Source organism: Tessaracoccus sp. MC1865, assembly GCF_017815535.1.
Classification (GTDB): Bacteria; Actinomycetota; Actinomycetes; order Propionibacteriales; family Propionibacteriaceae; genus Arachnia.
Window position 1 is genome coordinate 1,879,014 of the sequence record NZ_CP072596.1, and the last position, 12,361, is coordinate 1,891,374.

General features: G+C 67.6%; 12 protein-coding genes and 2 tRNA genes. 2 read left to right on the top strand and 12 right to left on the bottom strand.

Annotated features, from left to right (window positions below):
• Window positions 1–65 precede the first annotated feature (65 nt).
• The 5 genes from J7D54_RS08740 to cimA all read right to left on the bottom strand — a co-directional run bounded on the left by J7D54_RS08740 (window position 66) and on the right by cimA (window position 3,696).
• Window positions 66–141 (bottom strand) — tRNA-Glu (locus tag J7D54_RS08740).
• Window positions 142–197: 56 nt separating this feature from the next.
• A tRNA-Gln gene (locus tag J7D54_RS08745) sits at window positions 198–269 on the bottom strand.
• Window positions 270–348: 79 nt separating this feature from the next.
• Window positions 349–1,284 carry a CPBP family intramembrane glutamic endopeptidase gene (locus tag J7D54_RS08750; RefSeq protein WP_182763542.1) on the bottom strand — a complete coding sequence of 312 codons (936 nt, stop codon included), beginning with the start codon at window positions 1,282–1,284 and terminating at the stop codon, window positions 349–351.
• Window positions 1,281–2,084: a fumarylacetoacetate hydrolase family protein gene (locus J7D54_RS08755; RefSeq protein WP_182763543.1), complete on the bottom strand. Its 804-nt coding sequence runs from the start codon at window positions 2,082–2,084 to the stop codon at window positions 1,281–1,283. The genes J7D54_RS08750 and J7D54_RS08755 overlap by 4 nt, the downstream gene beginning before the upstream one ends.
• Before the next feature lie 31 nt (window positions 2,085–2,115).
• Entirely contained in the window at window positions 2,116–3,696 is a 1,581-nt protein-coding gene (cimA, locus tag J7D54_RS08760; RefSeq protein ID WP_182763544.1) for a citramalate synthase, read from the bottom strand.
• Between the two features lie 129 nt (window positions 3,697–3,825).
• Between cimA and J7D54_RS08765 the strand changes: the two genes are divergently transcribed.
• Window positions 3,826–4,878, top strand: a complete 1,053-nt coding sequence (locus J7D54_RS08765) for a 3-isopropylmalate dehydrogenase (protein ID WP_182763545.1) — start codon at window positions 3,826–3,828, stop codon at window positions 4,876–4,878.
• A 61-nt stretch (window positions 4,879–4,939) separates the two neighbouring features.
• Here the strand turns inward: J7D54_RS08765 and mgtE are convergent, their stop codons facing one another.
• Window positions 4,940–6,301, bottom strand: a complete 1,362-nt coding sequence (mgtE, locus tag J7D54_RS08770; protein ID WP_182763546.1) for a magnesium transporter — start codon at window positions 6,299–6,301, stop codon at window positions 4,940–4,942.
• Window positions 6,302–6,409: 108 nt separating this feature from the next.
• Between mgtE and J7D54_RS08775 the strand changes: the two genes are divergently transcribed.
• Window positions 6,410–6,895 (top strand): hypothetical protein, encoded by a 486-nt coding sequence (locus tag J7D54_RS08775; protein ID WP_209455099.1) that lies wholly within the window; start codon window positions 6,410–6,412, stop codon window positions 6,893–6,895.
• Between the two features lie 58 nt (window positions 6,896–6,953).
• Here J7D54_RS08775 and ilvC read toward each other — a convergent pair whose 3' ends face one another.
• The 6 genes from ilvC to hisF form a co-directional block, all read right to left on the bottom strand.
• Entirely contained in the window at window positions 6,954–7,982 is a 1,029-nt protein-coding gene (gene ilvC, locus J7D54_RS08780) for a ketol-acid reductoisomerase (RefSeq protein WP_182763548.1), read from the bottom strand.
• Between the two features lie 44 nt (window positions 7,983–8,026).
• On the bottom strand, window positions 8,027–8,533 hold the full coding sequence (ilvN, locus tag J7D54_RS08785) for an acetolactate synthase small subunit (protein WP_076058449.1): 507 nt from the start codon (window positions 8,531–8,533) through the stop codon (window positions 8,027–8,029).
• The gene (locus tag J7D54_RS08790; RefSeq protein WP_182763549.1) at window positions 8,530–10,272 is read right to left on the bottom strand and encodes an acetolactate synthase large subunit; all 1,743 of its coding nucleotides are present in this window, start codon (window positions 10,270–10,272) and stop codon (window positions 8,530–8,532) included. Before J7D54_RS08790 ends, ilvN begins: the two co-directional genes overlap by 4 nt.
• A gap of 266 nt (window positions 10,273–10,538) precedes the next feature.
• Entirely contained in the window at window positions 10,539–11,024 is a 486-nt protein-coding gene (locus J7D54_RS08795) for a hypothetical protein (protein ID WP_076058447.1), read from the bottom strand.
• A gap of 161 nt (window positions 11,025–11,185) precedes the next feature.
• Window positions 11,186–11,578: an HIT family protein gene (locus J7D54_RS08800; RefSeq protein ID WP_182763550.1), complete on the bottom strand. Its 393-nt coding sequence runs from the start codon at window positions 11,576–11,578 to the stop codon at window positions 11,186–11,188.
• Window positions 11,579–11,596: 18 nt separating this feature from the next.
• Window positions 11,597–12,358, bottom strand: coding sequence for an imidazole glycerol phosphate synthase subunit HisF (gene hisF / locus J7D54_RS08805; protein ID WP_182763551.1), 762 nt, complete (start codon window positions 12,356–12,358; stop codon window positions 11,597–11,599).
• Window positions 12,359–12,361: the final 3 nt, after the last annotated feature.

The following is a 12,361-nucleotide window of genomic DNA, read 5'->3' on the forward strand; positions in this document are numbered from 1 at the left end:
CGTCGCGCAGCCCTGGGCACACAAAAAAGCAGCCTGGTCAACAGATGTTGACCAGGCTGCTCGCTTGGTAGCCCCGACGGGATTCGAACCCGCGCTACCGCCTTGAGAGGGCGACGTGCTAGGCCGCTACACAACGGGGCCCCTAACGCGTGGGAGAGCTTAACACTCTCTCCTGCTGGATGGCTAATCGCCATCCGCAGGGGTACCAGGACTCGAACCTAGACTAACGGAACCAGAAACCGTCGGGCTGCCAATTACCCCATACCCCTAGTTACTCGGCTACCCGAGCACGAGAAGAAACACTACACCACCCTCAGCCGGCTCCACAAATTCAGCGCGCGCGCCGGTTCAGGGCGTGGTGGTCGCGAGATTGAGGCGCCGGGCCAGCGACCAGGCCGCGAGCCCGAAGAGGACGAACGCCAGGATGTTCCAGCCGGCCTCCGCCCACGTGATACCCGTGGTTGCCCGCAGTTCCTCGAGCCCGATGCTGAAGAGCGCGTAGACATAGCTCAGGATGTTGTTCACGATGTGCGCCCCGATGGCGGCCTCGAGGCCCCCGGTCACCAGCACGAGCGAACCGGCCACCAGGCCGAACACCAGGCGGTGCGCGAACAGCGCCGGGTTCTGCAGCCCGTGCATGAGCGCGAACAGCAGCGCTGAGCCGAGGACGCCCACCCAGGCGCGACCCGTCGCCGAGCCGATGGCCTGCAGCAGGTAGCCCCGGAAGAAGAACTCCTCCGCAGCGGCCTGCAACGGCGAGGAGAGGACGATCAGCACCAGGAAGCCCTGCCACCCCGGCTGCCCCTCCGTGAACGGGGGCAACTGCCCGAGCGCCCACTGCGCCCACACGACGGCGTTGAGGAGCACGGCGGCCACCACCAGCGTCATCAGCAGATAGCGCCACCGCATCCCCGGTTGGACGGAGGCGAGCCAGCGGGGTTTCACGCCGTGCACATAGCGCATCAGCAGTAGCGAGATGGGGATGAGCAGCGCGAGCGCCAACTGCCCCGACACGGGGCCGTCGGGGAGCCGGTAGCTGGCCGCGTCCGCCAGGTAGGCCGACCAGTCGCTGCCCCCGCGCACCAGGAACCCGAGGCCCAGGAAGGCCTGGTTCGCCAGCGGGATCAGCAGCGCATAGGCCGAGAAGCCCAGCAGAACGCCGAGGGTCACCGTCATGCCCAGGAACGGGACCTTCGGCAGCACCCTCGGGTACGGCATGTCCGGCGGCGGATCCACCGCCTCCCCTGGATGCAACAGCGCGAGCGGCGTAGGAGGCTGGGTCACGCGTCGACGACGGGGTTGCTGAGCGTGCCGAGGCCGTCGATGCTGACGTGCACCTCGTCGCCGGGCTGCATCTCGCCCACTCCGGCGGGGGTGCCGGTGAGGATGAGGTCGCCCGGGAGCAGGGTGATGGACTGCGAGATGTAGCTCACCAGCTCAGCGATGCCGCGCACCATCTGGGAGGTGTTGCCGCTCTGGCGTACCTCCTCGCCGAGCCGGGTCTCGATGGGCAGGTGGCCTGCCTCGTCGAGGGTGAGATGCGTGTTCATCCACGGCCCCAGCGGGAGGAACGTGTCCGCGCCCTTGGCGCGGGCCCACTGGCCGTCCGATGCCTGCCAGTCACGCGCGGTGACGTCATTGGCGATGGTGTAGCCGAAGATCACCTCGGGCACCCGCTCGACGGGCACCTGCTTGCAGATCCGGCCGATCACGACGGCGAGCTCGCCCTCGAAATGCAGCGACTCCACCCCGGCGGGCCGGATGATCGACTCGTTGGGTCCGATCACCGAGGTGTTCGGCTTCAGGAACAGCAGCGGCGCCGGCGGTACCTCCCCGCCCATCTCCTTGGCGTGGTCCGCGTAGTTCTTCCCGACGCCGACCACCTTGGAGCGCGGGATGACCGGCGACAGCAGCCGCACGTCGTCGAGCTCGTGCCGCTCCCCCGTGTAGTTGACGGGGACGCCGGCCAGCGGATCTCCGGTCAGCGTGGCGATGGTGTCGGGGTAGTCACCCCCGTCGACAGCGAGTTCGATGACCCCGTAGGCGGGATCCTGTCCGGCGGTGGCGAAACGTGCGATGCGCATGAGGCACAGAGTAGTGGACCCCGGCTCGGCGCTACTGCGCGTAGGTCATGAGTCCGTAGGCCAGCGCGTCGCGCAGCGCCTCCCACGAGGCCTCGATGACGTTGGTGCCCACGCCCACCGTCGTCCAGGCGTAGCCGTTGTACGCGGTGTCGATCAGCGTGCGGACGATGGCGTCGGTGCCGTGACCCTCGTCGAGGATGCGGACGCGGTAGTCCGTGAGCTCGAACTGGGCCACCTGCGGGAACGTCGGCTGCAGCGCCGAGCGCAACGCGTGGTCCAGGGCGTTGACGGGCCCGTTGCCCTCGCCGACGACCATGAAACGGCCGCCGTTGGTCGTGAGCTTCACGGTGGCCTCGGAGAGGTCCTCGCCGGCGCGCTCCTCGGTGAAGACGCGCCAGCTCTGCACCTGGAACGGCAGTTCGAGGATGCCGAGTTCGTCGCGCAGCAGCATCTCGAAGCTGGCGTCGGCCGACTCATAGGAGTAGCCCTCGGCCTCGCGCTTCTTGACGCGCTCCGTGACCCGCGCGGCCAGTTCGCGGTCGTTCAGGTCGAAGCCGAGCTGCTCACCCTTGATCTGGATGTTGGCGCGGCCAGCCATGTCCGAGACCAGCATGCGCATGTCGTTGCCCACCAGGCTGGGGTCGATGTGCTGATAGAGGTTCTCGTCCACCTTGATGGCCGAGGCGTGGAGACCAGCCTTGTGCGCGAACGACGACTGACCGACGTAGGGCTGGCGACCCACCAGAGGCTGATGCGCCACCAGCGCGATGGCGTGCGCGACCCTGGTGAGCTCCGCCAGGTTTTCAGCCGGCAGCACGTCCCAGCCGTACTTGAGCTGGAGGTTGGGGATGAGGGCGGACAGATCTGCGTTGCCGGTGCGCTCCCCGTAACCGTTGAACGTGCCCTGCACGTGCATCACGCCCGCCTCGACGGCCGCCATGGTGTTGGCGACGGCACAGGCCGTGTCGTTGTGGCAGTGGATGCCCAGCCTCGCGCCGGTCGACGCGGCCGCCTGGACCACCTCCGCCATCCAGCTGGGCAGCATGCCGCCGTTGGTGTCGCACAGGACCACGACGTCGGCGCCGGCCTCGTGGGCGGTGCGTACCACCTGCAGCGCGTACTCGGGATTGGCGCGGTAACCGTCGAAGAAGTGCTCGCAGTCGACGAAGACGCGCTTGCCCTGGCTGCAGAGGTACTCGACGGTGTCGCGGACCATCTCGAGGTTCTCCTCGAGCGTGGTGCGCAGCGCACGGAAGACGTGCTCGTCATGAGACTTGGCCACGATGCAGATGTCATCAGTGCCGGCGTCGACGAGGGCCTTCGTCAGCGCGTCCTCAGAGGCGGTGGCGCCGGCCTTGCGGGTGGCACCAAAGGCGACCAGCCGGGAGCGCTGCAGGTCGAGTTCCCTGGCGGCGCGCTGGAAGAACTCCGTGTCGTTGGGGTTGGCCCCCGGCCAACCGCCCTCGATGAAGTGCACCCCCAGTTCGTCGAGGTAACCCGCGATCTTCAACTTGTCGTTGACGGACAGGTGCATGCCCTCCTGCTGCGCTCCGTCGCGCAGGGAGGTGTCGAAGACGTGGAACTCGGCGGGCTGCACCGGCACGGTCGGCATGGTCTCTCCAGTCGGTTGGGGATCTGGGGGAACAATACGCTGTCCAGCGCCTGCCCGGACGTCTCAGCCAGTGGACGGACACCTGAGACGCGCACCGCCACCGGAGACGCCTCGCGTAGGGTTTCCGCCATGACTTCAGCGAAGATCGCCGTGATCGGCGGAGACGGTATCGGCCCCGAGGTGACCAGGGAGGCGCTCAAGGCGCTGACCGCCGCGGCCGGACCGGACACTTTCGAGTTCGTCGACTACGACCTGGGCGCCGAGCGCTGGCAGCGCACCGGCGAGGTCCTGCCGGACTCCGTCCTCGAAGAACTGAAGTCCGTCGACGCCATCGTGCTCGGCGCCGTCGGTGCGGCCCCCGGTTCGAAGGCCATCCCCAGCGGCCTCCTGGAGCGGGGCCTCCTGTTGAAGCTGCGCTTCGCCTTCGACCACGCCGTCAACCTCCGCCCCTCCAAGCTCTACCCGGGCGTCCCCACCCCCCTGGCGCCGCACATCGTCGAGGGGCGCACCGTCGACTTCGTCGTGGTGCGCGAAGGCACCGAGGGCCTCTACTGCGGCAACGGCGGCTCAGTCCGCACCGGCACCCCACATGAACTGGCCACCGAGGTCTCCGTCAACACCGCCTACGGCGTGGAGCGGGTCGTGCGTGACGCCTACCGTCGCGCCCAGGCGCGTCGTGGCCACCTCACGCTGCTGCACAAGCACAACGTGCTGGTCAACGCCGGCAGCCTCTGGAACCGCGTCTTCACGGAAGTCGGCCGGGAGTTCCCGGACGTCGAGACGAAGTACCTGCACATCGACGCGGCGATGATCGCCATGGTCGTGGACCCCGCGCAGTTCGACGTGATCGTCACCGACAACCTCTTCGGCGACATCGTCACGGATCTCGCCGCGGCGGTCACCGGCGGCATCGGGCTGGCGGCCTCGGCCAACATCAACCCCACCGGCGAATTCCCGTCGATGTTCGAGCCCGTACACGGCTCCGCCCCCGACATCGCCGGCAAGGGCATCGCGGACCCGACGGCGGCCATCTCGTCGATGGCGCTGCTGCTCGACCACCTGGGCAGGCCGGAACTGGCGCAGAAGATCGACGACGCGGTCACCGCAGACATCGGCGCCCGCGGCGCGGAGAAGTTCTCCACCACCGAGATCGGCGACCGGATCGCGGCCAAGCTCGCCTGACCAGGCACAACGCAGGAACCCGTGACCCCGGCACCGCCGCCGGGGTCACGCCCACCGCGGATCACACGCCGAGGACTGCCTTGGCGATCAGGAAGTAGATGACCAGGCCCGTGGCATCCACCAGGGTCGTGACCAGCGGCGCCGACACCACGGCCGGGTCGATCCCCATCTTCCGTGCCAGCAACGGCATGGCGCCGCCGATCGTGGCCGCCCACGCACAGATCAGCACGAGCGAGATGGCCACCACCAGAGCGATGCCGGGGCCGACGAAGAAGGTGCCGACGACGAGCCCGAGGATCGCCAGCATCAGGCCCAGCAGCAGCCCCACGCGCAACTCGCGCCACGCGACCGTTGGCAGGTCGCGGAACCTCAACTCACCGATCGCCAACGCCCGCACAGAGGCGGTCGCGGCCTGGGCCCCGGCGTTGCCACCGGCGCCGATCAGCATGGGGATGAACAGCGCGAGGGCGGCCACCTGCTCCAGCGTCGCCTCGAACGCCTGGGTCACCGATACCGTCAGCGTGGCGGCCACCAGCAGCAGAGACAGCCACATCGCCCGGTAGCGGGCCAGCCGGAACACTCCGACCGCCATGTAGTGGCCGGCCCACGGCGCCGAGCCGGACTGGAGGGCCGTGTCCTCGTTGTCGGCCTCCTCGATGACCTCGATGGCGTCGTCGAGCGAGAGCATGCCCACCAGGCGACCCTCGCTGTCGACCACCAGCATGTTGTACGCGTTGGTCTCGCGCATCAACCGTGAGGCGTCCTCGGCGCTCTCGGTGGCCGGCACGACGACGGCGTCCGGGTCCAGCAGTTCCCCGACGCGGGTCCCGGGCTCTGAGAGCACCAGCGTTCCGAGCTCCAGGACACCCACGAGATGACGCGTCGCGTCCACTGCGGCCAGGGTGTAGACGTTCTCCGCCTGCTGCCCCTTCCGCTGCACGGTCAGGAGCGCCTCCCCCGCCGTCGCACCGGCCGGCACCGTGAGCACCTCGGGTGTCATCACGCGTCCGACGGAGCCCTTGGGGTAGCCGAGCAGGGTGGCGGTCATGGCGCGCTCAGTGGGGCTCAGGCCGCCCAGGACGCGCCGCACAACCTTGGCCGGGGCCTCGTTCAGCATCCGGGCGCGGTCGTCCGGGTCCATCCCCTCGACGACCTCCTGGAAGGCCTCATCACGCAGCGACTCGAGCAGCCGCTGTTGGTCGAACGGCTCGAGCTCCTCGAACACCTCGATGCCCGTGTCCTTGGGGAGCAGGCGGAACGCGATTGCCATCGGCACGTCGTCGAGCCGGGCCAGTTCCCCGGCGATGACATGGTCCGGTTGGTCGCCCAGCAACCTGGCGGCCTCAGGCAACCGCATCTCGTCGATCAGCTTGGTCAGTTCCCGGGCGTAGTCCTGGGTCGCCGTCCCGTCATCGCGCGCCATCTCACCCTTCCCCCTTCGTAGCCGACCGAAGTCTAGCCGGGCATCTGTCACGGGCTGTGGCGACAACGGGTAGCGTCGAGCGTGATGACCCACAGGAAGGCTGTGACCATGACCTACATCAAGACCTATCTCCGGGACCATCACGGCGGAGCCGCTGCCGGCGTGGACGCCTTTCACCGCGTCGCGGAGGGCCACGGCGACCAGGGCGTGCGGGACGCCGTCGCCCGCATCGCCGTCGACATCGAGGCGGCCCACCAGGAACTGCAGCAGATCATGGAGCGCTTCGGGGCGCGGCCCAACAGCGCGAAGGATTTCGTCGCGAAGATGGCCGAGAAGGCGAGCAGGCTGAAGCTCAACCGCGAGGTGGTGCGCCGCTCCCCGCTCTCAGACCTGGTGGAGCTCGAGGCGTTGCTGGACGCCGTGCACGCACAGTCCAGGATGTGGCAGATCCTGCTGCAGCTCGACGACTCCCGCCTCGACCGTCGGCAGCTCACCGATCTCTTCTCCCGTGCCCGGCAGCACGAGAGCGAGCTCGAGGAGCTCTGGCTGAAGCAGGCCCCCACGTTGCTCGAACGCGACGACCAGCCCGGGTGAGACGAAAAAGCCCCCAGTGACCGGTGCGGTCACTGGGGGCTTCTCAGGCCGGCCCTGATCAGCGGGCGGCGGTGCCTTCGGTGTAGTCGGCATCGTCCGAGGCAACCCAGCTCATGAGCTTGCGCAGCTCACGGCCGGTGGCCTCGATGGGGTGCGCCTCGCCCTTGGCGCGCAGTTCCTTGAACTCCGGCGCGCCGGCGTCCTGGTCGTCGATGAAGCGCTGGGCGAAGTTGCCGTTCTGGATGTCTGCGAGGACGCCCTTCATGTTCTCCTTGACGCGCTCGTCGATGACGCGGGGGCCCGACACGTAGTCGCCGTACTCGGCGGTGTCGGAGACGCTCCAACGCTGCTTGGCGATGCCGCCCTCGTACATGAGGTCGACGATGAGCTTCAGCTCGTGGAGGCACTCGAAGTAGGCGACCTCAGGCTGGTAGCCGGCCTCGGTCAGCACCTCGAAGCCGGCCTGCACCAGCGCCGACGCGCCGCCGCAGAGCACGGCCTGCTCGCCGAACAGATCAGTCTCGGTCTCCTCGGTGAAGGTGGTCTTGATGCCGCCGGCGCGCAGCGAGCCGATGCCCTTGGCGTAGCTGAGCGCGAGTTCCCAGGCCTTGCCGGACTCGTCCTTCTCCACGGCGATGATCGCGGGCACGCCGCGGCCGTCCGCGTATTCGCGACGCACGAGGTGCCCTGGACCCTTGGGGGCCACCATGCACACGTCGACGCCCTGCGGCGGCGTGATGTAGCCGTAGCGGATGTTGAAGCCGTGCGCGAAGAACAGCGCGTCGCCCTCGGCGAGGTGCGGCTCGATCTCCTCCTTGTAGAGGGTGCGCTGCGCCTGGTCCGGCGCCAGGATCATGATGAGGTCAGCCTCTTCGACAGCCTCGGCCACGGACACGACGCGCAGGCCCTCGGCCTCCGCCTTCGCACGCGACGGCGAGCCGTGGCGCAGGCCGACCCGCACGTCGACGCCGGAGTCACGCAGCGAAAGGGCGTGCGCGTGGCCCTGCGAGCCGTAGCCGATGACGGCGACGTGGCGACCCTGGATGATCGACAGGTCGGCGTCTTTGTCGTAGAACATCTCTGCCATGGGAATCCTTCTTTGATGTAGCGATGTGGGGGTGAGTCTATTGGTTACTTGGCTTTGCTCTGCGAGAGCGTCTTAGCACCGCGGCCCAGCGCGACCTGGCCCGACTGGACCAGCTCGATGATGCCGTGCGGAGTCAGCATCTCCAGCAGGGCGGCGAGCTTCTCGTCGCTGCCGGTGGCCTCGACCGTGATCGATTCGGCCGACACGTCCACCGCCTTGCCGCGGAACAGGCTGACCACGTCGATGACCTGGCTGCGGGTGTTCACGTCTGCACGCACCTTCACCAGCATCATTTCGCGACGCACCGCCGAGACACTGAGTTCGAGCACCTTGCGCACCTCGATCAGCTTGTTGAGCTGCTTGACGATCTGCTCGAGCGCGGCCTCGTCGTCGACCTGCGCCACGACAGTCATGCGCGACAGGTCCTCGGACTCGGTGGGACCGACGGCCAGGGACTGGATGTTGAAGCCACGGCGCGAGAACAACGCGGCGACGCGCGTCAGGACGCCGGGACGGTTGTCGACCAGGATGGACAGGGTCTGGGTCTTCACAGGACTTCCTCTTCCCACTCGGGAGCCATGTCGCGGGCGACGCGGATCTCATCGTTGCTGACACCGGCGGGCACCATCGGCCACACCATGGCGTCCTTGTGCACGACGAATTCGATGACCACGGGGCGGTCGTTGATCTCCAGGGCCTGCTGGATGGCGGCCTCCGCCTCCACCTCGTTGGTGGCGCGCAGCCCGACGCAGCCCATCGATTCCGCGAGCATCGGGAAATTGGGCAGCGACTCGGTCATCAGGTCGGTGTTGGAGTAGCGGCCCTCGTAGAACAGGGACTGCCACTGGCGCACCATGCCGAGGGCGTGGTTGTTGATGATCGCGATCTTGATCGGGATGTTGTTGAGCGCGCAGGTGACGAGCTCCTGGTTGGTCATCTGGAAGCAGCCGTCGCCGTCGATCCCCCACACCGTGGCGTCCGGGTTGGCGACCTTGGCTCCCATCGCCGCAGGGACACAGAAACCCATGGTGCCGGCGCCGCCGGAGTTGAGCCACGAGTTCGGCTTCTCGTGCGGCAGGAAGTGCGCTGCCCACATCTGGTGCTGGCCGACGCCGACCGCGTAGATGCTGTCTGCGGGGCTCAGCTGGCCGATGCGTTGGATGACCTCCTGCGGGGAGAGCTGCCCGTCAGGAGCGGCATCCCACCGTGGCTGGTAACGCGCCTTCATCGTGCCCAGCTGACGGCGCCACGCGTCGATCTGGGGCATCTCATAGGCCTCGATGGCCTCGTTGAGCTGGACGAGCGTCTGCTTGACGTCGCCCACGATCGGGATGTCGACCGGCTTGTTCTTGCCGATCTCTGCCGGGTCCACGTCTGCGTGGATGATCTTGGCCCCCATGGCGAAGCTGTCCAGCTTGCCGGTGACGCGGTCGTCGAACCGGGTCCCCAGCGCGATGAGGAGATCGGCCTTCTGCAGCGCGCCCACGGCTGCGACGGTGCCGTGCATGCCGGGCATCCCCATGTTGAGCTCGTGCGAATCCGGCAACGCACCGCGCGCCATCAACGTGGTCACCACGGGGATGCGGGTCTTCTCGACGAACTCGGCCAGTTCCTCGTGCGCCCGGGCGAGGGTGACGCCGCCACCGATGTAGAGCACGGGGCGCTTGGCCTCGGAGATCATCTTCGCCGCCGCCCGGATCTGCCGCGAATGCGGACGGATCGTGGGCTTGTAGCCGGGCAGGTCGAGCGTCTCCGGCCAGATGAACGGCGCCGAGTTGGTCAGCGCGTCCTTGGCGATGTCGACGAGCACCGGGCCGGGACGGCCCGTGGCGGCGATGTGGAAGGCCTCCTGGATCGCGCGCGGGATCCCGCCGACCTCTTTGACGAGGTAGCTGTGCTTCGTGATCGGCATCGTGATGCCGCGGATGTCAGCTTCCTGGAAGGCGTCGGTGCCGATGGAGTGGCTGTTGACCTGTCCGGTGATCGCCACGATCGGCGTCGAATCCATGTACGCGTTGGCGATGGGGGTCACGAGGTTCGTGGCGCCAGGTCCGGACGTCGCGATACAGACGCCGACGCGGCCGGACGACATCGCGTAGCCCTCGGCCGCGTGGCCGGCGCCCTGCTCGTGCCGCACCAGGATGTGGCGGATCTTGGAGTCGTAGAGCGGGTCGTACGCAGGCAGAATGGCGCCGCCGGGAATACCGAAAGCTACATCGACACCCATTCGTTCGAGTGACTCAACGAGAGCCTGGGCCCCCGTCATGAGCTGACCGTCTGTCTGCGCCATTGCCTCTCCCTTCTCATGTGCAGTGGCTCGTGGACTTCGTCTTCCAAGAAAAAACCCCCGCTGCCACTGGGGCACACGAGGGAGCGCTTCAGATCTGAGATCTGTCAGCGCTAAAAGTCAATTACGAGCCAGCTGGCGTTGGGCATGGGTCAACCCTCCCGTTTGGCGGCGTCACTGTCAAGCGATACAGCTGCACGTTCCGAAATGTGGGACGGCGGGCCGGGAAAACCCGACCCGCCGTCTCACGAGCGTTCAGAGGTGCGTGATCACGCCTCGACGCGGCCAACCACCGACGGGCGGATGGTGGTGAGTGCCCAACCGATGAGGGCGAACAGGATGCCGAGACCGATCACCAGAGCGGCGACGCCGAAGGCGACGACCGAGGTGAACAGCGAGGCACGGAGGAAGGAACCGTTCATGACGGTGTTGCGCTGCTTGTTGAACTCCTCAGCGGCGGCGGTGTCGCCGGCGGCCTCGGCCTCACGGGCGAGCGAGCCGAGCTCGGCGTAGGTCTTGCCCTCGGAACCGGCCAGGGCGTGCATGTTGATCGTGTCTGCCTGGGCGAACGCGCTCAGCGGGCCGGTGACTTCCTTGCCCGCGTAGGCGCCGTTCATGAACGTCGAATCGCCCGGCACGGTGATGTTCTCAGCCTTGAGCTGCGACGACACCTGGGTCCAGGTGACGGCGCCGGCGACGATGAGGACAACGCCGGCGATGATCGACAGGATGCCGACAATTTTGGTGGCCTTCATGGAAGCCCTCTTTCTATCTGTCTGGGTGCGCTTGCACCCTGGGACTGTTGTCTCGGGACCCACTGGAGGGAGGGCTCCGGCCGTTACCTTACGGGGGTTCGGTATTTACGACAATTGGTAGTATGCACCCCTGTGGTTAGCCTGTCCTAATCGGGGGTCGCTCAAGGCTTCAGTGCCGAGTGGACATCGTCCAGATCAACGTCGATCACGCCGCGCATGTTACTGATTCCGGGGTTGTCGGCATAGCGCGGAATCACGTGCACGTGGGTGTGGAACACCTCCTGGCCAGACACGCCCCCGACGTTGACGAGCACGTTGAAACCGTCCGACCCCAGGCGCTCCTTGAGGAGCCGGCCGACCCGAGCCACGGCGTGCCCGATCTCGGCGAGCACGTCGTCGTCCTCCAGGATGTCGACGGTGTGCCGCTTGGGCACCACGAGGCTGTGACCCTTCTGCCAGGGCGAGATGTCGAGGAACGCGAAGGCCACGTCGTCCTCATAAATCTTCTTCGAGGGGATGTCGCCGTTGATGATCTTGCAGAACAGGCAGTCCATGAAGAGCTCCTTCGGTTGTCAGCGGACTTCGAGCCCGGCCTCGCGGAGGCCGGCCTTCACTTGGTCGACGGTGAGGGCACCGTAGTGGAACACGCTCGCCGCGAGCACCGCGTCGGCGCCGGCACGGGCCGCGTCGACGAAATGCTGCACCGTGCCCGCCCCACCGGAGGCGATGAGGGGCACGTCGACGGTCTCTCGCACGGCGCGCAACATCTCGAGGTCGAAACCGTCCGTGGTGCCGTCGGCGTCCATCGAGTTGAGCAGGATCTCTCCCACGCCGCGGTTGCAGGCCTCCCTGGCCCACGCCAGCGCGTCGACCCCCGCCGACTTCTTCCCCCCGTGGGTGGTGACCCCGTAGCCCGACGGCATCCCCTCTTCGCGGCGGGCGTCCACTGAGAGCACGAGCACCTGGTTGCCGAAGGCTCTGGCGATCTCGTCGATCACCCCGGGGCGGGCCAGCGCACCGGTGTTGATGCCCACCTTGTCGGCACCTGAGCGCAACAACGCGTCGACGTCGGCGACCGAGCGCACTCCCCCGCCCACCGTCAGCGGGATGAACACCGTCTCGGCGCAGCGGGCGACCATCTCACGGGTGGTCGCCCGGCCCTCGACAGAGGCGGAGATGTCCAGGAAGGTGAGTTCGTCCGCCCCCTGGGCGGAGTACTTCGCGGCCAGCTCGACGGGGTCGCCCGCGTCGCGGAGGTTCTGGAAGTTGACCCCCTTGACCACCCGGCCGTCGTGGACGTCGAGGCAGGGAATGACACGCAGAGCTACTGACACGGG